The following is a 22779-nucleotide window of genomic DNA, read 5'->3' on the forward strand; positions in this document are numbered from 1 at the left end:
TGAAGAAGTTTATCGTCATGTCTTCGTCCATACAGCTGCTGAAAATAGTGGGTGGATTGTTTACGAAATTCACGGTGCTGCAGAGCATTTATTGGTGGTATTTAATGCCAAGGGAACCTCCTTCTACTTTGAAAATGCAGGAAATCTTGAAATGCTTGTGTCCAACAGTCGTTCTCAAGAGTCTAATGTGATTGATGATATCAGCGTTGCAGTCTTGAAGGTACTTTCATAGTAAATACTACAAAAAGGTTTAGTTAACTCTAGACCTTTTTTATTTTTATTGAAAAACCAATATCTAATAGGAATAAATTTCAAATAATTTGAAGAATCAAGTTTGTGAAAAAAATATCAATATTTTCCAAAAAGGGGTTGTAATTTTCTGAAAATTTGATAAAATAAGTTTTAATCATTTTCAGGAGGAAGAGAATTTGACACATTATCAGAATTTAGTGAATGGAAAATGGAAATCATCAGAGAATGAAATTGCCATCTATTCTCCCATCAATCAAGAAAAGTTGGGTACAGTACCTGCTATGAGTCAGGCTGAAGTAGATGAGGCGATGAAAGCTGCGCGTGCAGCTCTCCCAGCATGGCGTGATTTAGCACCCGTTGAGCGTGCAGCCTATTTGCATAAGACAGCAGACATTTTGGAACGTGACAAAGAAAAAATTGGTACCATTCTTGCTAAAGAGGTTGCAAAAGGGATTAAAGCAGCCATTGGAGAAGTAGTACGTACAGCAGAATTGATTCGTTTTGCTGCCGAGGAAGGTCTCCGTATCACTGGACAAGCAATGGAAGGTGGCGGTTTTGAAGCTGCAAGTAAAAATAAACTAGCCGTTGTCCGTCGTGAACCAGTTGGTGTCGTTTTAGCTATTGCACCATTTAACTATCCAGTCAACCTTTCTGGATCTAAGATTGCTCCGGCTTTGATTGCAGGAAATGTCGTTATGTTCAAACCCCCAACACAAGGATCTATTTCTGGCCTCTTGCTAGCTAAAGCATTTGATGAAGCAGGAATCCCAGCAGGTGTCTTTAACACCATCACTGGACGTGGTTCTGAAATCGGAGACTACATCATCGAACACAAGGAAGTGAACTTCATTAACTTTACAGGTTCAACACCGATTGGTGAGCGTATTGGTCGTTTAGCTGGTATGCGCCCGATTATGCTTGAACTTGGTGGGAAAGATGCAGCAATTGTCTTAGAAGATGCAGATTTAGAAAATGCAGCTAAGCAAATCGTAGGTGGTGCCTTTAGCTACTCTGGTCAGCGTTGTACCGCTATCAAACGTGTTTTGGTTGTGGAAAGCGTAGCAGACAGATTGGCAGAATTGCTCCAAGCTGAAGTTGCTAAGCTAACAGTCGGTGATCCATTTGACAATGCAGATATCACGCCAGTTATTGATAATGCTTCAGCTGATTTCATCTGGGGATTGATTGAAGATGCTCAGGAAAAAGGAGCCAAAGCGCTCAGCCCAATCAAACGTGAGAATAATCTCATTTGGCCAGGACTTTTTGATTATGTCACAAGAGATATGAAATTAGCCTGGGAAGAACCATTTGGACCTGTTCTCCCAATTATTCGAGTTGCAGATGCCAATGAAGCACTTGAAATTGCTAATGAATCAGAATTCGGTCTTCAATCTTCAGTCTTTACAAATGACTTTAAGAAGGCGTTTGAAATTGCTGAAAAACTTGAAGTTGGTACCGTTCATATTAATAATAAAACACAACGTGGACCAGATAATTTCCCATTCCTTGGTGTAAAAGGTTCTGGTGCAGGAGTACAAGGAATTAAATATAGTATCGAAGCGATGACAAATGTTAAATCCATTGTTTTTGATGTGAAATAATTTATAAAATCAGGAAAACGACTTCCTGATTTTATTTTTTTCAAAAAAATGCAGTTTAAAATTGATAAAAAACGAATATTCTGGTATTATAATAAAAAAATATATGGAAATTGTTTCGTGTTCTATTTTCTGGATATCTTTTTTAAAATGCTAGGTAATTTTTTGAAGGCTTTCATAAAAAAATATGATTTCCTTCGTAAATTACTTGAAAGTTACCTTAAAAGAGTGTATAATAGAATTATAGAAAACGCTTACAAAAGAAAGGGGATTGAATGAATAATCAAGAAGCATTAAGAACCTTTACTACAGGTGAGAACTTTCACCTCCAGCATTATTTAGGAGCGCATAGAGAGGAGAAAAACGGAGAAATAGGCTATACCTTTAGGGTTTGGGCCCCAAATGCACAAGCAGTTCATTTAGTTGGTGATTTTACCGATTGGGTTGAGAATCAGATTCCCATGGTTCGTAATGAAGCAGGTGTTTGGGAAGTCTTTACGAGTCAAGCTCAGGATGGTCAGATTTATAAATATCATATCACGCGTGCAAATGGTCACCAGATTATGAAGATCGATCCATTGGCAGTTTATTTTGAAGCTAGACCGGGTACAGGAGCTGTTTTGACCAATATCCGTGAAAAGAAATGGAAAGATGGCCTTTGGTTAGCACGTCGCAAACGTCTGGGATTTTTCGAGAGACCAGTTAATATATATGAAGCCCATGCAGGATCTTGGAAGAGAAATCCAGATGGTAGTCCCTATACTTTTTCGCAACTGAAAGACGAGTTGATTCCATACTTAGTTGAGATGAACTATACACATATTGAGTTCATGCCTTTAATGGCTCACCCACTTGGATTGAGCTGGGGCTATCAACTTATGGGTTACTTTGCTTTTGAACATTCCTATGGTACACCTGACGAGTTTCAAGATTTCGTTGAAGAGTGTCATATAAATAATATCGGTGTTATCGTCGACTGGGTTCCAGGTCATTTCACTATTAATGATGATGCCTTGGCATATTATGACGGTACACCAACTTTTGAATACCAAGATCACAACAAGGCTCATAACTATGGTTGGGGTGCTCTGAATTTTGACCTCGGGAAAAATGAGGTCCAATCTTTCCTGATTTCAAGTATTAAATTTTGGATTGATTTTTACCACTTAGATGGTATTCGGGTCGATGCAGTGAGCAATATGCTGTATCTAGATTATGATAATGCTCCTTGGACTCCAAATAAGGACGGCGGAAATCTTAACTACGAGGGTTATTATTTCCTTCAACGGTTGAACACAGTGATTAAGTTAGCTCATCCAGATATCATGATGATTGCAGAAGAAAGTTCATCAGCAACAAAGATTACTGGCATGAAAGAAATGGGCGGCCTTGGGTTTGACTATAAATGGAATATGGGCTGGATGAACGACATTCTCCGTTTCTACGAGGAAGATCCGATTTATCGCAAGTATGACTTTAATCTTGTGACTTTCAGCTTTATGTATGTTTTCAATGAAAACTATCTCCTGCCTTTCTCACATGATGAAGTAGTTCATGGTAAGAAGAGTATGATGCATAAGATGTGGGGAGATCGCTACAATCAGTTCGCTGGTCTGCGCAACCTCTACACCTATCAAATTTGTCATCCAGGTAAGAAACTCTTGTTCATGGGTAGTGAGTACGGACAATTCCTCGAGTGGAAGTCCGAGGAGCAGTTGGAGTGGTCTAATCTAGAAGATCCGATGAATGCCAAGATGAAGCATTTTACTTCACAACTGAATCAATTCTATAAAGAGCATCGTTGTCTGTGGGAAATTGATACTAGTTATGATGGTATCGAGATTATCGATGCTGATAATAGAGATCAGAGTGTCCTTTCCTTTATTCGTAAGGGCAAGAAGGACGAAATGTTAGTCTGTGTCTTTAACATGGCACCAGTTGAACGTAAGGACTTTACGATTGGTTTACCTGTTGCAGGTATTTACGAAGAAGTTTGGAATACAGAATTAGAAGAATGGGGAGGTGTGTGGAAAGAGCACAATCAAACAGTTCAGACTCAAGAAGGCTTATGGAAAGATTATGAGCAGACTTTGACCTTTACCTTGCCTGCCATGGGAGCAAGCATCTGGAAGATCAAGCGTCGTTTGAAACAAGCTAAGAAAAAAGAATAATGGGCTGTTGATGATATTTTTTAGTTTTTAAAAACGGATGTACTTGTATTGGACTTGAAACACAAGAGAAATGGATTTCCTATTATTTTTATAAAAAGTTTGACTTCCGACCTTCTTTCGATTTTAACGTTCACATGTCTTTATAAAGGAGTAGAAAATGAAGAATGAAATGCTAGCTTTGATCCTTGCGGGTGGGCAAGGAACACGTCTCGGAAAACTCACTCAAAGCATTGCCAAACCGGCAGTGCAATTCGGTGGGCGCTACCGTATCATTGACTTTGCTCTTTCCAACTGTGCAAACTCTGGAATCCATAATGTTGGTGTGATTACGCAGTACCAACCTCTTGCTTTGAACAACCATATTGGAAATGGTTCGAGCTGGGGATTGGATGGTATCAATTCAGGTGTCTCTATTTTACAACCTTATTCAGCCAGCGAAGGAAACCGTTGGTTTGAAGGGACTAGTCACGCTATCTACCAAAACATTGACTATATCGACAGTGTTAATCCTGAGTATGTTTTGATTCTTTCTGGTGACCACATCTACAAGATGGACTACGATGATATGCTTCAGTCCCATAAGGATAACAATGCCAGTTTGACAGTAGCTGTCCTAGACGTACCTCTCAAAGAAGCTAGCCGTTTCGGTATCATGAATACAGATGCCAATAACCGTATCGTTGAATTTGAGGAAAAACCTGCTCAACCTAAGTCTACAAAGGCTTCTATGGGAATTTATATTTTTGACTGGAAACGGCTTCGCAATATGCTTGTTGCTGCTGAAAAGAGCAATGTGGATATGTCAGACTTTGGTAAGAACGTTATCCCTAACTATCTCGAGTCTGGTGAAAGTGTCTATGCTTATGAATTTAATGGCTACTGGAAAGACGTTGGTACGATTGAGTCACTTTGGGAAGCTAATATGGAGTACATTTCACCAGAAAACGCCTTGGATAGTCGCAATCGTCAGTGGAAAATTTACTCTAGAAACTTGATTTCACCACCAAACTACTTTGGTGCGCATGCACACGTTGAAGATTCATTGGTCGTGGATGGCTGTTTTGTAGATGGAACTGTTAAACGTTCGATTCTTTCAACAGAAGCACAAGTACGTGAAGGTGCTGAGGTCGTTGATTCTGTCATCATGAGTGGAGCTATTATTGGCCATGGCGCAAAGATTACTCGTGCTATTATTGGTGAGGGTGCCATTATTGCAGACGGCGTAGAGATTGACGGAACGGACGAAGTACAAGTAGTAGGATACAATGAAGTAGTGGGGGTAGCAACAGATGAAGATTGATAAATATTCAGCCATTTTAGGAAACACAGTTGGTTTTCATGACATGTCAACATTAACAGAACACCGTCCGGTAGCTAGCTTGCCTTTCGGTGGGAAATACCGTTTGATTGACTTCCCTCTTTCCAGCCTTGCAAATGCAGGTGTTCGTAGTATCTTTGGTATTTTCCAACAAGACAATATCAGCTCAGTATTCGACCATATCCGTTCAGGTCGTGAGTGGGGCTTGTCAACTCTTCTAAGTCACTACTATCTAGGAATTTACAATACTCGTGTTGAAAGCAGTACAGTTGGAAAAGAGTATTACCAACAGCTTCTTACCTACTTGAGACGTTCAGGTTCAAACCAAACCGTTTCGATTAACTGCGATGTGCTGGTGAATATTGACTTGAATCAAGTCTTCCACCTACACAATACAACAAAAGGTCCGATTACAGTTGTATATAAGAAACTTCCAAAGAAAGACATTTCAGATGTGAATGCTATTTTGGAAATCGATGAAACTGACCATGTTCGTTCGCACAAACTCTTTGATAATAAATCTACAGATGAACTCTTCAATATGTCTACAGATATCTTTGTTGTGGATACTCCTTGGTTGATTGAACGACTTGAAGAAGAGGCTCAGAAAGAATATCCTGAAAAGTTGCGCTATGTCCTCCGCGATTTAGCTGCAAAAGAAGGAGCTTTTGCTTACGAATACACAGGCTACTTAGCTAATATTCACTCTGTTCAGTCCTATTATCAAGCAAATATTGATATGCTTGAATCTAAAAAGTTCTATTCTCTCTTCTCACCAAATCAAAAGATTTATACCAAGGTTAAGAACGAAGAGCCAACCTATTATGCGAATACTTCAAAAGTAAGTACTTCTCAGTTTGCTTCTGGTAGTATCATTGAGGGTGAAGTAGTTCAGTCAGTCCTATCTCGTAATATTTATGTTCACAAAGATAGTGTTGTGAAGAACAGCGTTCTGTTCCCTCGTGTTGTGATTGGACAAGGTGCCCAAGTTGAATATGCTATCTTGGATAAGGGCGTTGAGGTTGCGGACGGTGTTGTCATTCGAGGCACAGCAGAACATCCAGTTGTAGTGAAGAAGGGTGAAACAGTAACAGAGGACATTTATTCATGAAAATTTTATTTGTAGCGGCAGAAGGAGCACCCTTTTCAAAAACAGGTGGTTTGGGCGATGTCATTGGTGCACTTCCCAAATCACTTGTAAAAGCGGGGCACGAAGTTGCAGTTTTCTTACCTTATTATGATATGGTAGAAGCAAAGTTTGGAGACCAGATTGAGGATGTTCTCCACTTTGAAGTTAGTGTAGGATGGCGTAGACAGTACTGTGGTATTAAGAAAACGGTCTTGAATGGGGTAACCTTCTACTTCATTGATAATCAGTATTATTTCTTCCGTGGTCATGTGTACGGTGATTTTGACGATGGTGAACGCTTTGCCTTCTTCCAACTGGCTGCTCTTGAAGCCATGGAACGCATCGGCTTTATCCCTGACCTTCTCCATGTTCATGATTACCACACAGCCATGATTCCCTTCTTGTTAAAAGAAAAGTACCATTGGATTCAGGCATATCAAGGAATCAGAACAGTTTTAACCATTCACAATTTGGAATTTCAAGGTCAATTTTCTGAAGGAATGTTATGGGATTTGTTCGGTGTTGGCTTTGAACGTTATGCTGATGGCACCCTTCGCTGGAATGATTGTCTCAACTGGATGAAAGCAGGCATTCTCTACGCGGATCGTGTCTCAACCGTTTCCCCTAGCTATGCGCACGAGATTATGACCAGTCAGTTTGGTTGCGGTTTGGACCAGATTCTTCGGATGGAGTCAGGTAAGGTTTCAGGTATAGTTAATGGTATTGACGCAGATCTTTATAATCCTCAAACAGACCCACTTTTAGATTATCATTTTAATAAAGAAGATTTGTCTGGAAAAGCTCAAAACAAAGCAAAATTACAAGAGAGAGTTGGGTTGCCTGTGAGACCAGATGTTCCGCTAGTTGGGATTGTCTCTCGATTGACGCGCCAAAAAGGTTTTGATGTTGTTGTAGAAAGCTTGCATCGTTTCTTACAGGAGGACGTTCAAATAGTCCTTTTAGGAACAGGTGACCCAGCTTTTGAACATTCCTTCTCCTGGTTTGCGCAAGTCTATCCAGACAAACTATCAGCAAATATCACTTTTGACGTCAAGCTCGCTCAAGAAATCTACGCAGCTTGTGATCTCTTCCTCATGCCAAGTCGTTTTGAACCATGTGGCTTGTCTCAAATGATGGCGATGCGCTATGGAACTCTACCATTGGTTCATGAAGTGGGTGGCTTGCGTGATACGGTTCAATCCTTCAATCCAATCGAAGGAACTGGAACTGGATTTAGCTTTGATAATTTAACACCATACTGGCTTAACTGGAGTTTCCAAACAGCCTTGGATGTTTATAAGTACCAGCCGGAAGTTTGGAGAAATCTACAAAAACAAGCTATGGAATGCGATTTCTCATGGGATACAGCTTGTAAGTCTTATCTTGACTTGTACCATAGTTTAGTCAACTAATAGATAAAATCGTATGATTCTTTCATACGATTTTTGGGCTGTTTAGAAAGGAAAGTTTATGTCTCAAGTAAAAGGCTTGTGTGTCATGGACGTTGACGGCACCCTGATAGCAGAAGAAGTGATTGATCTTTTAGGAAAAGAAGCAGGTTGCGAAGAAGAAATATCGCAGATTACAAGCCAGGCAATGCGAGGTGAACTGGACTTTGAAACAAGTTTACGAGCGAGGGTAGCTTTGTTAAAAGGCCTTCCGGTTTCGGTCTTTGATACTGTCTTCAAATCCATTCATCTGTCCAAGAATGCTCAAGAATTTATCTCCATACTTCAAAAGAAGGGCATTCTAGTCGGTCTAGTGTCTGGTGGCTTTACACCAATAGTTGAAAGATTAGCAAAATCCCTTGGTATTTCCTATTTCTCCGCCAACCAGTTGGAAGTCAAAGACGGTTTTTTAACAGGAAAATTAGTTGGTGAAATTGTGACAGGTCAAGTAAAACAAGTTACTCTTGAGAAATGGAGAAAGGAATTTGGATTTTCCAAAGAAAGAACTATTGCCATCGGTGATGGTGCCAATGACCTCTTGATGTTAAAGTCAGCAGGATGTAGTATTGCATTTTGTGCCAAAGAAGTCGTAAAATCCGAGATAGCTTGTCATGTAGATACGAGGGAGCTTTTAGAAGTTCTACCTTTGATTGATTTCTTAGAATGAGAGGGAACCATGAAAATTGTAATTGCACCCGATTCTTTTAAAGAAAGTTTGACGGCAGAAGAGGTTGCTCAAGCTATAAAAAGAGGATTCCAAAAATCGATAGCAGATGTAGAATGTCTGCTTTGCCCTGTAGGTGATGGTGGGGAAGGAACTGTAGACGCTATCCGACATTCTCTTGAACTCGAAGAAAAATGGCAAGAGGTTACGGGGCCTTTTGGGCTAAAAGAATCCATGCGCTACTTTCACAAAGATCAAATAGCGCTCTTCGAAGTTGCTGACTTGGTTGGTCTTGGGAAGATTCCGCGGGAGAAACGAAATCCCCTTCACATCCAAACCAAAGGTATCGGAGAGTTGATTCGTCATCTCGTTGATCAAGGGATGAAAGATATCTATGTCGGCGTTGGTGGTACGGCTAGTAATGACGGTGGGATAGGCATTGCTGCTGGTTTAGGTTATCGTTTTTATGATAAGAATGGAAAAGAATTGCCAGCTTGCGGTCAGACTTTGCTTGAATTCGAGTTAGTTTCAGACAGCGAGTTGTATAGGATACCTGAAGATGTGAAAATCCGCATTTTAGCAGATGTCGTGAGCCCTCTATGTGGTCTTCAAGGAGCGACCTATACATTTGGAAAACAAAAGGGCTTGGATCCTGCTTTGTTTGAGACAGTAGATTTGGCTATACAGCGGTTCTATGAAAAATTTTCACCATCAACCCTCTCTCTTAAAGGAGCAGGAGCCGGCGGTGGGATTGCGGCTGGGCTCTGTGCCTTTGCTGAGGCCACTATCGTATCTGGGATTGACACTTGCTTAGATTTGATTGACTTTGACAAGAAGGTTGCAGGGGCCTACTTGGTTATCGTTGGAGAAGGCAGACTGGACAGTCAAAGCTTTGTTGGAAAAGCTCCTATGGGAGTAGCAAAAAGAACCCCTAACGGAGTTCCTGTTATTGCTATTTGTGGTAGTCTTTCCGAGGATTTACCTTCCCTACCATTCGAAAATATACAAGCTGTCTTTTCTATTTTAGAGAAAAGTGAACCTTTGGAAGATAGTTTGAAAAATGCAAGTCTCTATTTGGAGCACACAGCTACTAATATTGGCCGTTTATTAAACATGAGAAATCATTAACCAAACCATTTTTTCCAGATGGATTTTTTAGGTGGCTCAGCCTTTTTCTCCTCCCAAAGACTTGAAAATGCAAGTCTAAGGTCCTTTTCTTCTACTTGAACAGGTTCATTTGTATGAATGACAAGACCGAAAGGAGAGGTGATATGATCATCTGAAACAATAGTCGCCTGACAGTTGCTTTCCTTTGCTTGCTTTAAGTAAAAGACCTGTTTGTCAAACTCGATATTTGGTGAAATCTTCACAAAAAGTGCCTCTACCTTTTCTTGAAAACCCTCTAAAATAGAGAAAAATCCATGTTCTAATTCAGGACTATTGGCAGTACTGATATCCGCGTAGCCAAGAACTCTTTCCTCGAAAGTGCCGAGATAGCGGCGTTGTTCGTCAGGGTTTAATTTCGGCCCACCATGAGCTTTTTCTAGTAGTTGTTTTGATAAATCTGTCATAAAAACAGTATATCACAAAAATCGCAAGAAAACAGATAAAAGAAAGCGATTACTTTATAAAGTTAAGGAAAATTTGCACAAAGATAACGTTTTTTCTTGAAAAACGCTTATTTTTAAGGTATCATAGAGGTGTAAAAAATTTAACTCAAAGGAGAGTAAAAAATGTCAATTATTACTGATGTTTACGCTCGCGAAGTCCTAGACTCACGCGGTAACCCAACACTTGAAGTAGAAGTTTATACTGAATCAGGTGCTTTCGGACGTGGTATGGTTCCATCAGGAGCTTCTACTGGTGAACACGAAGCAGTTGAACTTCGCGACGGTGACAAATCTCGTTACGGTGGTCTTGGTACACAAAAAGCTGTTGACAACGTAAACAATATCATTTCTGAAGCAATCATCGGCTACGATGTACGTGACCAACAAGCTATCGACCGTGCTATGATCGCACTTGACGGTACTCCTAACAAAGGTAAATTGGGTGCAAACGCAATTCTTGGTGTGTCTATCGCTGTAGCTCGTGCTGCTGCTGACTACCTTGAAATCCCACTTTACAGCTACCTTGGTGGATTCAACACTAAAGTTCTTCCAACTCCAATGATGAACATCATCAACGGTGGTTCTCACTCTGACGCTCCAATCGCTTTCCAAGAATTCATGATCGTACCTGCTGGTGCACCATCATTCAAAGAAGCTCTTCGTTGGGGTGCTGAAATCTTCCACGCTCTTAAGAAAATCCTTAAATCTCGTGGTCTTGAAACAGCCGTAGGTGACGAAGGTGGATTCGCTCCTCGTTTCGAAGGAACTGAAGACGGTGTTGAAACTATCCTTGCTGCGATCGAAGCTGCTGGATATGTTCCTGGTAAAGACGTATTTATCGGATTTGACTGTGCTTCATCAGAATTCTACGATAAAGAACGTAAAGTTTACGACTACACTAAATTCGAAGGTGAAGGCGCTGCTGTACGTACTGCTGCAGAACAAATCGACTACCTTGAAGAATTGGTAAACAAATACCCAATCATCACTATCGAAGATGGTATGGACGAAAACGACTGGGACGGTTGGAAAGCTCTTACTGAACGTCTTGGTGGTAAAGTTCAATTGGTTGGTGACGACTTCTTCGTAACAAACACTTCTTACCTTGAAAAAGGTATTGCAGAAGGTGCTGCTAACTCAATCCTTATTAAAGTTAACCAAATCGGTACACTTACTGAAACATTCGATGCTATCGAAATGGCGAAAGAAGCTGGTTACACTGCAGTTGTATCACACCGTTCAGGTGAAACTGAAGATTCAACAATTGCTGACATCGCAGTTGCAACAAACGCAGGACAAATCAAGACTGGTTCACTTTCACGTACAGACCGTATCGCTAAATACAACCAATTGCTTCGCATCGAAGACCAACTTGGTGAAGTAGCTGAATACCGTGGATTGAAATCATTCTACAACCTTAAAAAATAATCTAGTTCAGTGAACAAGGTTTGAAGCCCCTCGGATTTTTTCCGAAGGGCTTTTTTCTGTTCAAGGGGATAAGAAAGGGGCAGAGTTTATGGTATAATAGACAAAAACACTTGTATTAGGAAGAAATTATGTCTAAAGAGATTGATATTGAGTATTACCATCAGCTAGCCTTGCAAAAGCAGAAGGACCACCGCAAAGTGTTAGCTAATCTAAAGAAAAAACCTCCTAAAAACTTAGATAAGATTGCGCAGCAGATTCACCAAGAAGTCTTTGCTGAGATTGATTGCACTGCCTGTGCCAACTGTTGCAAGACTTTGGGGCCCGACTTTAAAGAAGCAGATATCACCCGTATCGCTAAGTACTTTAAGATGAAATTACCGGCTTTTGAAGCGGAATTCCTTCAGGTGGATGAAGATGGGGATAAAGTTTTCAAATCCATGCCTTGCCCCTTTCTAGGAGGAGACAATCTCTGCTGCATCTATGATGTTCGTCCCAAGGCCTGTCGTGAATTCCCCCATACAGATCGGAAAAAGATCCATCAAATTAATCATTTGACGATTAAGAATACCTTGACCTGCCCTGCAGCCTATCTCTTTGTTGAGAAATTAAAAGATAAGTTATAGAATTTACACCTTTAAATCTTGTACAAAGATTCTAGGGTGGAAGTATCCTGTATTTGTTAGAATATAGATAGAATTGAACACGGACTAAAAGCTATGCGAAAAAGAAAAAATTACCTAGAATCAGAAGAACCAGCGATAATTTTCCCATTTTCACTTTGCTTTTAATGACCTTTGTATCTTATGGAGGTAAGAAAAGAAGAATATGATGCATCAATTCAATCAAACCATGGATTATTTGGAGCAGCAACTGACTGGAGAAGTGGATATGAAAAGATTTCAGCAGCTATCGGGCTATTCTTACTCTCTCTTTAGCAGGCTATTTTCTATCCTGGCAGATATGACATTAGCAGAATACTTGCGCAATCGCAGGTTGTCAGAGGCTGTGATGGACTTGCGGGAAAGCACTGAGAAAGTCATTAACATAGCAATGAAATACGGCTATGAGTCTGCTGACGCCTTCAGCACAGCCTTCAAGAAATTCCATGGTGCAACTCCCTCAGAAGTTCGAAAAGGAAAACCTTATCGGATCTTTCCTAGACTTCAATTATCCTTAAAAATCACAGGAGGAAAGAACATGGATATCAAGATTCAAAAGAAACCTGCTTTTACCGTGGCAGGCGTCCTATTGGAAGCTATTGACAATAGCAAATGCCCGTCTGCTTGGGAGCATCTCTATGCCCATCACAGCTTTGAAAGCCTAGAGAGTCTAGGCAGTGGCCAATCTTTTGGCGTCTGCTCGGATGTCAAAGAAGGCGAAATCATCAACTATATGGCTGCTTATGATGTGACGGATAAAACTAAAGCAGAAGAACTAGGTCTGTCCATCAAAGATATCCCAGCCGCTGAATATGCTATCGTACCAGTCAAAGGCCCTATACCTGCTAGCATTCACAATGCTTGGAAATATGTCTTAGAGGTCTTTTTTCCAGAAACTGGCTATCGCCACTCAGGAGCCCCAGACTTTGAAGTTTATTTCAAAGGAGATATGTCGTCCTCAGACTACCAAATGGAACTCTGGATACCAGTCATCAGGGACTAGATCATTTTCTGATTTTTTATAAAGATGCAAATCAAACTCTGTAGAAGATAGCTTTTACAGAGTTTTTAATTGTTGACATTCATGTCTGTAAACAAACAAACCATATTTTTTGTTTGGATTTTATGGGGCATGCGAATAGTTTTCTCGGTATAATAGTCCCATAGAAGATAAGGAGGCAGGAATATGCAGATGTATTTTGGAGATGTGTCACTTTGCTATAGTTATTCATTGGCAATGGCACTGGATGGCTATGGCTATGACTTTAAAGCAGAGTTTTTAGAGGCAATTATGGTGATGGGAAATGGAGCTAGTATCGTAAAGGAAGATGAGGAGCACCCTCTAGTATTTTTTGATAATGGAATGCCAGATCTTTCCATCTCTCATTCCTTAAAAATACTTGGGTTTGACTATGAGGACTTCTATCTAAAAGATGGCGCGGAAGTAGATTTGGAAGAGGTTAAAAGAAAGTTGGAAACATTTCTGTCAAATGGACCTGTCGTTCTGGGACCTCTTGATATGGGCCATCTGACTTACAATCCCAATCACACAATCCTTTATGGTGTGGATCACTTCGTAACCGTGTATGGCATTGATCATCAGCACCTCTATTTGCATGATCCAGCTGGTTTTGCCTGTATGAAGGTTGCTTTTAATGACATACTAGAAGCATGGAAGGCAGAGGCTATTGACTATAAGCGCGGAGCCTACTCCATGTGGGGAAATTTTAAGAAGGTCAGGAGTCCTAGTCAGACTGAAATCTATCAGGAAACAGCAAGGATTATGAAGAACAGATATCTGAATGGCCAAAACGGTGTTTTGGAATGTTATGCAAAAGCAGTTGCTGAAAACGGCTTAAATACGGAGCAAAAACAATTGCATCAGTATTTCAGCTTTAAACTTGCTGCTGTTCGAAATCTCTATCTCAGTAAATTCTTAAAAGACCATGATCCAGAAGGGGCAAGATTAAAAGAAGAATTGGCTACTCTATTTGGTCAAGCCCATCTTTCATGTTTAAAAGAAGATTACCAAGAACTAGCCCACTTGCTCTATCAGATAGCAGAAGTGGATGGTCGCTTTAGAGATTTATATGTAAACTAGTGACTATAAGCATAAAAAAATAGTTAGTAAAAGCAGTTGTTCGTAAAATGAAGAACTGCTTTTTGATTATGGTATAATGAAGTAACAAAATAGCTTATTCTAGTTGAAAATGAAGGGAGAACTCCTATGCCTAGACCGAGAACGAAAGAGGAGCTAGTGTTAGCCTCTAAGGAAAACTATGAAAAACTTAATCTCTTAATTTCTCTGCTAAGTGAAGAGGAGCTACAGACTCCTTTTGATTTTTCAAAAGACCAAAAGAAAAAAGAAGCTCACTGGAATAGAGATAAAAATCTACGGGATGTCCTGATCCATCTCTATGAATGGCATCAGTTACTTTTAACCTGGGTACATTCCAATCAAAAGGGTCATGAAAGACCTTTTCTCCCTGAACCTTATAATTGGAAAACTTATGGGGAAATGAATGTCGCTTTTTGGAAGAAGCACCAGAGAACGTCCTTAGAAGAAGCGACCAAACTCCTCAATCAATCGCATAAAGAGGTTTTAGAGTTGATGGAAGGCTTCATCAATGACGAATTGTTCACAAAAGGTGTCTATAAGTGGACGGGAGGAACAAGTCTAGGTTCCTACTTTGTCAGTGCCATCTCCAGTCACTATGACTGGGCTCTGAAAAAACTCAAAGCTCATCAGAAGAATTGTAAGTCCTACTAGTTAAAGTGAGTATGAAGTTTAGAAAAAGGTTCTTCTAAGTTTCGAATAGCATATTTCTCGTGATTTTAGAGCCATTCTAGCTTTAGAATCCTTCTAAAATTAAAATTTAGGTTTGTCATAAACTTAGAATAGCACCAAAACATTTATATCAATGCAATTCTAAGTTTCGAATCACACGGATATTAAAGGGATTGAGCAGTTCGACGCTTAGAATGCCTTGATTCTGAGAAATGTTGACTAGAAAATGATTCGAATAGCTTTTTTTCTGATATAGGATGATAGATAGATGGGTGAGATGATGAGCATAAAAAAAGAGAAAGTTAGAAAAGAGTTGGTGTCCCTCTGTTTGGGAGAGCTTACAGCCATCCTATCCTTTTGGTTGTGTTTTTTCCTTTTGAAAAATCGTCTTGGTGATTGGATGAGTCTAATTACCATTCTCTATCCTTTATCTTTACTGACATTTATATTGCTTCAAGGCTCGACCTATTGGGCGATTTTGATTAGAAGACTGTCGAAACCTCAGTTCGGAAGTGGAACTGTTCCAAAACTATATGGTTGTTTCAGAATACTAGACCTTGTTTTACTTATTTCAGGCTTTCCTTTTATAGTCTGGAACACCCAGAGTGTTCGAGTGGCTATTATAGCCACACTAATACAGCTTTTTGCCCTTATCGAATGGATTAATTATTTCCTCCTACGCTTATCTTATAGTTTGAATCTACTTGTTTTATGGAAACGAATTGTTAAGGGAAAACTTGAAAAAAGCAGAATAGCCAAGGAGTTGGGGTAGGGGAGAATGAATGTATGTTTTAGAGACTATCAGTATAAAACTTTAGTTGACGTTAAATAATATTAAAAATGAATAGGAGAATATCTATGTCTGTAGGGTTAATGGTTGGTTATAATTGGTGGACTATAGGAGAAGGGAGTCTTTTTAATTCATTCTTTTCGACTATTTATGTTCGCTTAGAGAATAATCAGTGGGGAAGTAGATACCCAGTAATAATGAATAAGCTTTACTGGGGAGATGTTCCTTTTGAATCTGTTGAGAGTGGAATAGCTGAGTTGGTATCTATCCAAGAGGAGTTGAAAAAATTTCTCCCTCAGGATGTTATATGGGATTTTGAAGATTTGTCACTCACTCCTCCTTGGGGAAATAATATCGCAGAGCATATAACAAATTTATCGCATTATTTCATAACTAGTTCCGGAAAAGATTCATTCGAAGTTTTGCTGACTAGTTTTAGATTTGCACTTGAGCACGGTCAAAATGTGAGTGTAAAAAGTATTTGAAACTCAATAAATCAAAGGTTCATTTATGCTATAATATTCTTAATGAATTTTCAGAAAGGAAACTCAATGCCCTACAAATTTCTACTCTTCGACCTTGATCACACCTTGCTTGATTTTGATGCTGCTGAGGATGTGGCTTTGACGCAACTTCTAAAGGAAGAAGGAGTTGTGGATATTCAGGCTTATAAAGACTACTACGTTCCTATGAACAAGGCTTTCTGGAAGGACTTGGAACAAAAGAAAATCAGTAAACAAGAGCTGGTTAACACGCGCTTTTCTCGTTTATTTGCCCATTTTGGACAGGAAAAAGACGGTAGGTTACTTGCCCAGCGTTACCAATTTTATCTCGCTCAGCAGGGACAAACTCTTTCGGGTGCTCATGAACTCTTGGACAGCCTTATCGAAAGAGATTATGAGCTATACGCTGCGACAAATGGCATTACTGCCATTCAGACAGGGCGCTTGGCTCAATCAGGTCTGGCTCCCTATTTCAATCAAGTTTTCATCTCCGAGCAATTACAAACTCAAAAACCTGATGCACTATTCTATGAAAAAATCGGTCAAGAGATTGCTGGATTTGATAAAGAAAAGGCACTGATGATTGGAGATTCTCTAACCGCCGACATTCAAGGTGGTAATAATGCTGGTATTGGTACTATCTGGTACAATCCCCATCATCTGGAAAATAAGACGCAAGCCCAGCCGACTTATGAAGTTCATTCTTACCAAGAATTGCTGGATTATTTGGATGCTATGTAGTGCTTTTCCTAAGAGGGGATGATATGGAAACTAAAGTCATTGAAGAGATTGACAATTTACTAAACCTCATCGAGCAGTATCAGTTAAAAGGTGTGGTTGCTCAAGTAAATTCGTTAAAAGAGTTAAAGTATATCATAAGCAATCATATAGAGTTAAGTACTCGAGAGAAGATGAATATCCACTATTCACTCTTTCTCCCTAGGGGTGGTTTATCTGAACTCTACTATATGGACGCTAATTTTGAACGGATGAAGTCTGTAAATAATCAACTTTCCTATGCTATTGATATGATTGAAAAGTTTTTAATGGCTGATTGATACTGTAAATACTAATGTCAAATAATAGGGTCAATAACAGTATATATAAGAACTGTAAAAAGTGGTTTAGATAGCCACTTTTTGCTATAATAGAGGCAGTAAAAACGAAGGAGTCAGCTATGGAACACTCGTCTTGGCATGCTTTGATTAAGGAGCAATTACTTGAAGGTTATTTCGGGAAAATCAATCAATTTATGGAACAGGTCTATGATCAGGGAACTGTCTATCCACCTAAGGAAAAAGTTTTTCAGGCTCTCTTGACTACACCACTTGAAGAAGTTAAGGTGGTGATTCTAGGGCAAGACCCCTATCACGGACCAGGTCAAGCGCAGGGCTTGAGTTTTTCTGTACCCGATGCTATTCCAGCGCCACCGTCCTTGCAAAATATCTTGAAAGAATTGTCAGATGATATCGGGGTTAAGAAATCCCATGATTTAACGTCTTGGGCTGAGCAAGGAGTCTTACTTCTTAATGCTTGCTTGACCGTTCCTGCTGGCCAGGCCAATGGTCATGCTGGACAGATATGGGAGCCTTTTACAGATGCTGTGATTCGGGTTGTCAATAATCTAGACAGACCTGTAGTCTTTGTACTCTGGGGCGCTTATGCACGCAAGAAGAAGGCCTTGGTTACCAATCCACACCACTTGATTATCGAATCAGCCCATCCTAGTCCTTTATCTGTTTTCAGAGGATTTTGGGGTTCCAAGCCTTTTTCCAAGGCCAATGCATTCTTAAAAGAGACAGGACAAGTGCCAATCGATTGGCTTAGATAAGGAGAGAATATGCCTCAGTTAGCGACGATTTGCTACATTGATAACGGAAAAGAACTGCTCATGCTGCATCGCAATAAGAAGCCCAATGATGTCCACGAAGGCAAATGGATTGGTGTGGGTGGTAAGCTGGAGCGAGGGGAGACTCCTCAGGAATGCGCTGCGCGTGAAATCCTAGAAGAAACAGGCCTCAAAGCCAAGCCGGTTCTAAAAGGCGTTATCACTTTTCCAGAATTCACGCCAGATTTAGACTGGTACACCTATGTTTTTAAGGTGACAGAGTTCGAGGGTGACTTGATTGACTGCAATGAGGGGACGCTGGAATGGGTTCCCTATGACGAGGTTTTGAGCAAGCCAACTTGGGAAGGTGACCACACCTTTGTTGAGTGGCTTTTAGAGGACAAACCCTTCTTTTCAGCCAAATTTGTTTATGATGGGGATAAATTATTGGATACCCAAGTTGATTTCTATGAATAAAGGAGAAAGCAGATGCTACTAATCAAAAATGGTCGTGTAATGGATCCCAAGTCTGCTTTGGATCAAGTGTGTGATGTTTTAGTGCAAGATGGGAAAATTGTCAAAATAGCTGCCGAAATCAAGGAAGAAGGAGCAGAGCTAATTGATGCTACGGGCCTTGTTGTTGCGCCTGGACTAGTCGATATCCATGTTCATTTCCGTGAACCTGGTCAAACTCATAAAGAAGACATTCATACTGGGGCACTAGCGGCTGCTGCAGGTGGTTTTACAACGGTTGTCATGATGGCTAATACTAGTCCAACCATTTCGGATGTAGAGACTCTTCAAGAAGTTCTCCAGTCAGCTGCCAAGGAAAAAATCAATGTCAAGACAGTTGCGACTATTACCAAGAACTTTAATGGCCAAGACTTGACAGACTTTAAGGCGCTTTTAGAAGCAGGTGCGGTTGGTTTTTCTGATGACGGTATTCCGCTTGAGAGCAGTAAAGTGGTCAAGGAAGCCATGGAAGAAGCTAAAAAACTTAATACTTTTATTAGTCTTCATGAGGAAGATCCAGGTTTGAACGGGATTCTTGGATTTAACGAAAACATTGCTAAAGAACATTTCCATATCTGTGGAGCGACAGGAGTGGCAGAATACGCTATGATTGCGCGTGATGTTATGATTGCCTATGCAACCAAAGCCCATGTTCACATCCAGCATTTGTCTAAGGAAGAAAGTGTCAAGGTGGTGGAGTTTGCTCAAGGACTAGGTGCGCAGGTCACAGCAGAAGTAGCACCACAACATTTCTCTAAGACAGAAGCTCTTCTTTTAACTCAAGGAAGCAATGCCAAAATGAATCCTCCACTTCGTTTGGAGTCAGACCGTCGTGCCGTTATCGAAGGTCTCAAGTCAGGTGTTATCACAGTTATCGCGACTGACCACGCGCCTCACCATGCAGATGAGAAAAATGTAGAAGATATTACTAAAGCACCATCTGGTATGACAGGTTTGGAAACCTCTCTTTCTCTTGGTTTGACTTATTTGGTGGAAGCTGGTGAGCTAAGCTTGATGGAATTGCTTGAAAAAATGACTGTCAATCCAGCCAAACTTTACAACTTTGAAGCTGGTTACTTAGCTGAAAATGGTCCAGCGGATATCACTATCCTTGATGCTAAGGCTGACCGCCTTGTGGACTCACACTTTGCTTCAAAAGCGACTAATTCACCATTTATCGGTGAAACTTTAAAAGGGCAGGTTAAATATACCATCTGCAAGGGACAAATCGTCTATCAAAACTAGATGGGATTCTGCTCTATAAACTATAAGAATAGAGAGCGTATATGTATCCAACCCATCAATTTAAAGACAAGTTTGTCTTATTTCTTAAGATATTTTTCCCTATCCTGATTTATCAGTTTGCCAATTATTCTGCCTCATTTGTTGATACAACCATGACTGGGCAGTACAATACCATGGACTTGGCAGGAGTATCAACTGCAACGAGTCTATGGAATCCTTTCTTTACTTTTTTAACAGGGATTGTTTCGGCCATGGTTCCCATCATAGGCCATCATCTGGGACGGGGCAAAAAGGAAGAAGTAGCATCTGATTTTTACCAATTTATCTACTTGGCTTTCGGACTGTCTTTGGTCTTGCTTGGAATGGTAGTATTCTTAGCGCCACCTGTCTTAAACAACATCGGACTAGAAGCTCAAGTGGCGGCAGTTGCAGTTTCCTATCTTTGGTACCTGTCTATCGGGATTATTCCCTTGTTGCTTTTTAGTGTCATTCGGTCATTGTTAGATTCTCTTGGTTTGACCAAACTATCTATGTATCTCATGCTCCTATTACTTCCGCTCAATAGTGGTTTTAACTATCTCTTGATATATGGAGCTTTCGGTTTCCCTGAGCTTGGTGGCGCAGGAGCAGGGCTAGGAACTTCGCTAGCCTATTGGGTTTTATTGGGGATTTCTATTCTTGTTTTATTCAAACAAGAAAGGTTAAAAGCGTTACATCTTGAAAAACGCATTCCACTCAATATAGATAAAATCAAGGAAGGTGTTCGATTAGGTCTACCAATCGGGGGAACCGTATTTGCTGAAGTAGCTATTTTCTCCGTGGTGGGACTAATCATGGCTAAGTTTTCATCGCTCATCATCGCTAGCCACCAGTCAGCTATGAACTTTTCGAGTCTTATGTACGCTTTTCCTATGAGTATTTCCTCTGCTATGGCGATTGTTGTGTCTTACGAGGTGGGGGCCAAACGTTTTGAGGATGCAAAAATCTATGCTCGTCTGGGGAGAGTAACCGCCCTTATTTTTGCAGGTCTTACCCTATCTTTTCTCTACATTTTTAGAGATCGTGTAGCAAGTCTATATGGAAATGACCCTCAGTTTATTGAAACAACAGCTGTATTTCTAACCTACAGTCTCTTTTTCCAGCTAGCTGATACCTTTGCGGCTCCACTCCAAGGAATTTTAAGAGGGTATAAGGACACTATCGTTCCTTTCTATCTTGGCCTAATCGGATATTGGGGAGTAGCGATACCTCTAGGATATCTACTAGATCAGGCAACTGACTTAGGGGCATTTGCCTACTGGATTGGGTTAATTGCCAGCTTGATTGTTTCTGGTTGTTTGTATCAATGGCGTTTGAAAACCGTAATGAAAAGATTGAGCTAATTTTAAGAAATTATCCTGAAAAAGCACTTTGTGAAAAAATGCTCTAACTAGAGAGAATCCCTGTTTTAACAGGGGTTTATTTTTTTATATTGTGAAATTTTATTAGCCATATACTTTGACAGTGTATACTAAAAAAGGTAAAATAGTAAGGTAAGAACAATGTTAGAAAGGCAAGATTATGTCAACTTTAGATAAGAATCTTTTGCTAGAGATGTTCCGTAAGATGGAAGAAATCCGTCGCATGGACTTAAAAATCGCTCAGTTAGTGAAAAAGGGAAAAGTTCCTGGTATGACTCACTTTTCTGTCGGAGAAGAAGCTGCTAACGTCGGAGCTATGCTGGCCCTCAACCCAGATGATCTGATTACCTCAAATCACCGTGGACACGGGCAAGCTATTGCCAAAGGGATTGACCTTAATGGAATGATGGCAGAAATCCTTGGGAAGTACACTGGGACCTGTAAAGGAAAAGGTGGTTCTATGCATATCGCTGACCTGGATGCTGGTAACCTCGGTGCCAATGGTATCGTTGGTGGTGGTATGGGAATTGCTGTCGGTGCAGCCCTCAGTCAGCAAATGCAAAACACTGGAAAAATCGTCGTTTGCTTCTTTGGAGATGGTGCAACCAACGAAGGTGTTTTCCACGAAGCAGTGAACATGGCTTCTATCTGGAAACTTCCTGTTATTTTCTACTGCATTAACAACGGTTATGGGATCTCTGCGGATATCAAGAAAATGACCAATGTAGAGCACATTCATCAACGTAGTGCTGCTTACGGAGTCCCTGGAATGTTTATCGAAGATGGAAACAATGTCATCGATGTTTATGAAGGATTTAAGAAAGCCGTAGACCATGTTCGTGGTGGCAATGGACCAGTCTTGATCGAAAGTGTAACCTATCGCTGGCTTGGTCACTCATCATCTGACCCTGGTAAATATCGTACTCGTGAAGAAGTGGAATTGTGGAAACAAAAAGACCCAATCGAAAATCTTCGCAAATACCTCATTGAAAACAATAGTGCAAGTGCAGAAGAATTGGAAGAAATTCAAGCACAAGTCAAGGAAGCAGTAGAAGCTTCTGTTAAATTTGCAGAAGAAAGCCCATTCCCACCACTAGAATCAGCATTTGAAGATATTTACGCAGACTAAGGAGAAAGAGATAAAATGGAAACAAAAACAATGTCGTTCCGTGACACCATTATCCTTGCTATGTCTGAGGAAATGCGTCGCGATGAAAATGTATTCTTGATGGGAGAGGACGTCGGTGTTTTCGGAGGGGACTTCGGAACTTCTGTTGGAATGCTCGAAGAATTTGGTCCAGAACGTGTCCGTGACTGTCCGATTTCTGAAGCTGCCATCTCCGGAGCAGCAGCAGGAGCGGCCATGACAGGACTTCGTCCAATCGTCGATATGACCTTCATGGACTTCTCGGTTATTGCAATGGACAATATCGTC

Annotated in this window: 22 protein-coding genes and 2 pseudogenes; 23 read left to right on the forward strand and 1 reads right to left on the reverse strand. The window is 40.4% G+C overall.

Annotated elements, in window-relative coordinates; genetic code table 11:
* From HMPREF2655_RS08320 to HMPREF2655_RS08360, 8 genes and pseudogenes are all read left to right on the forward strand, one after another.
* Positions 1–232: pseudogene (locus tag HMPREF2655_RS08320) on the forward strand (type I pullulanase); the annotation flags it as partial.
* A gap of 196 nt (positions 233–428) precedes the next feature.
* Positions 429–1853, forward strand: a complete 1425-nt coding sequence (locus tag HMPREF2655_RS08325; protein WP_070838553.1) for an NADP-dependent glyceraldehyde-3-phosphate dehydrogenase — start codon at positions 429–431, stop codon at positions 1851–1853.
* Positions 1854–2125: 272 nt separating this feature from the next.
* Complete coding sequence (glgB, locus tag HMPREF2655_RS08335; protein ID WP_001064528.1) at positions 2126–4021, forward strand: 1,4-alpha-glucan branching protein GlgB; 1896 nt, start codon at positions 2126–2128, stop codon at positions 4019–4021.
* Positions 4022–4178: 157 nt separating this feature from the next.
* Positions 4179–5321 (forward strand): glucose-1-phosphate adenylyltransferase, encoded by a 1143-nt coding sequence (locus tag HMPREF2655_RS08340; protein WP_000787250.1) that lies wholly within the window; start codon positions 4179–4181, stop codon positions 5319–5321.
* Positions 5311–6450 carry a glucose-1-phosphate adenylyltransferase subunit GlgD gene (gene glgD, locus HMPREF2655_RS08345; RefSeq protein ID WP_000687050.1) on the forward strand — a complete coding sequence of 380 codons (1140 nt, stop codon included), beginning with the start codon at positions 5311–5313 and terminating at the stop codon, positions 6448–6450. Before HMPREF2655_RS08340 ends, glgD begins: the two co-directional genes overlap by 11 nt.
* Positions 6447–7880 carry a glycogen synthase GlgA gene (gene glgA / locus HMPREF2655_RS08350; RefSeq protein ID WP_070838555.1) on the forward strand — a complete coding sequence of 478 codons (1434 nt, stop codon included), beginning with the start codon at positions 6447–6449 and terminating at the stop codon, positions 7878–7880. The genes glgD and glgA overlap by 4 nt, the downstream gene beginning before the upstream one ends.
* 58 nt (positions 7881–7938) lie before the next feature.
* Positions 7939–8583 (forward strand): phosphoserine phosphatase SerB, encoded by a 645-nt coding sequence (gene serB / locus HMPREF2655_RS08355; protein WP_070838557.1) that lies wholly within the window; start codon positions 7939–7941, stop codon positions 8581–8583.
* A gap of 9 nt (positions 8584–8592) precedes the next feature.
* Entirely contained in the window at positions 8593–9708 is a 1116-nt protein-coding gene (locus HMPREF2655_RS08360; RefSeq protein WP_070838559.1) for a glycerate kinase, read from the forward strand.
* Here HMPREF2655_RS08360 and HMPREF2655_RS08365 read toward each other — a convergent pair.
* Positions 9705–10151 carry a DUF1694 domain-containing protein gene (locus HMPREF2655_RS08365; protein WP_000131096.1) on the reverse strand — a complete coding sequence of 149 codons (447 nt, stop codon included), beginning with the start codon at positions 10149–10151 and terminating at the stop codon, positions 9705–9707. The genes HMPREF2655_RS08360 and HMPREF2655_RS08365 overlap by 4 nt on opposite strands.
* A 162-nt stretch (positions 10152–10313) precedes the next feature.
* Between HMPREF2655_RS08365 and eno the strand changes: the two genes are divergently transcribed.
* From eno to HMPREF2655_RS08440, 15 genes and pseudogenes are all read left to right on the forward strand, one after another.
* A complete protein-coding gene (gene eno, locus HMPREF2655_RS08370) occupies positions 10314–11618 on the forward strand; it encodes a surface-displayed alpha-enolase (RefSeq protein WP_070838561.1) in 1305 nt (434 codons plus the stop codon).
* Between the two features lie 128 nt (positions 11619–11746).
* Entirely contained in the window at positions 11747–12241 is a 495-nt protein-coding gene (locus tag HMPREF2655_RS08375) for a YkgJ family cysteine cluster protein (protein ID WP_000031464.1), read from the forward strand.
* Positions 12242–12443: 202 nt separating this feature from the next.
* Positions 12444–13280: an AraC family transcriptional regulator gene (locus HMPREF2655_RS08380; RefSeq protein ID WP_002880726.1), complete on the forward strand. Its 837-nt coding sequence runs from the start codon at positions 12444–12446 to the stop codon at positions 13278–13280.
* Positions 13281–13463: 183 nt separating this feature from the next.
* Positions 13464–14378: a hypothetical protein gene (locus tag HMPREF2655_RS08385; RefSeq protein WP_001178523.1), complete on the forward strand. Its 915-nt coding sequence runs from the start codon at positions 13464–13466 to the stop codon at positions 14376–14378.
* A gap of 126 nt (positions 14379–14504) precedes the next feature.
* Entirely contained in the window at positions 14505–15047 is a 543-nt protein-coding gene (locus tag HMPREF2655_RS08390; RefSeq protein WP_002880645.1) for a ClbS/DfsB family four-helix bundle protein, read from the forward strand.
* A gap of 286 nt (positions 15048–15333) precedes the next feature.
* Entirely contained in the window at positions 15334–15837 is a 504-nt protein-coding gene (locus HMPREF2655_RS08395; protein WP_000504321.1) for a hypothetical protein, read from the forward strand.
* 86 nt (positions 15838–15923) lie between these two features.
* Positions 15924–16340 carry an Imm70 family immunity protein gene (locus HMPREF2655_RS08400; RefSeq protein ID WP_000110629.1) on the forward strand — a complete coding sequence of 139 codons (417 nt, stop codon included), beginning with the start codon at positions 15924–15926 and terminating at the stop codon, positions 16338–16340.
* Between the two features lie 66 nt (positions 16341–16406).
* On the forward strand, positions 16407–17099 hold the full coding sequence (locus HMPREF2655_RS08405; RefSeq protein WP_070838563.1) for a pyrimidine 5'-nucleotidase PynA: 693 nt from the start codon (positions 16407–16409) through the stop codon (positions 17097–17099).
* Positions 17100–17122: 23 nt separating this feature from the next.
* The gene (locus tag HMPREF2655_RS08410; protein ID WP_000448758.1) at positions 17123–17416 is read left to right on the forward strand and encodes a hypothetical protein; all 294 of its coding nucleotides are present in this window, start codon (positions 17123–17125) and stop codon (positions 17414–17416) included.
* 119 nt (positions 17417–17535) lie between these two features.
* On the forward strand, positions 17536–18189 hold the full coding sequence (locus HMPREF2655_RS08415; RefSeq protein WP_000401333.1) for a uracil-DNA glycosylase: 654 nt from the start codon (positions 17536–17538) through the stop codon (positions 18187–18189).
* A 9-nt stretch (positions 18190–18198) separates the two neighbouring features.
* Positions 18199–18663, forward strand: a complete 465-nt coding sequence (locus HMPREF2655_RS08420; RefSeq protein WP_001135768.1) for an NUDIX hydrolase — start codon at positions 18199–18201, stop codon at positions 18661–18663.
* A 12-nt stretch (positions 18664–18675) separates the two neighbouring features.
* A complete protein-coding gene (locus tag HMPREF2655_RS08425) occupies positions 18676–19944 on the forward strand; it encodes a dihydroorotase (RefSeq protein WP_000924467.1) in 1269 nt (422 codons plus the stop codon).
* A 41-nt stretch (positions 19945–19985) separates the two neighbouring features.
* Positions 19986–21326, forward strand: coding sequence for an MATE family efflux transporter (locus HMPREF2655_RS08430; protein ID WP_070838565.1), 1341 nt, complete (start codon positions 19986–19988; stop codon positions 21324–21326).
* A gap of 178 nt (positions 21327–21504) precedes the next feature.
* Complete coding sequence (locus tag HMPREF2655_RS08435; protein ID WP_000105358.1) at positions 21505–22473, forward strand: thiamine pyrophosphate-dependent dehydrogenase E1 component subunit alpha; 969 nt, start codon at positions 21505–21507, stop codon at positions 22471–22473.
* Between the two features lie 15 nt (positions 22474–22488).
* Positions 22489–22779 (forward strand): annotated as a pseudogene (locus HMPREF2655_RS08440) (hypothetical protein); the annotation flags it as partial.

It is taken from the genome of Streptococcus sp. HMSC066F01, from assembly GCF_001837335.1.
GTDB lineage: Bacteria > Bacillota > Bacilli > Lactobacillales > Streptococcaceae > Streptococcus > Streptococcus oralis_S.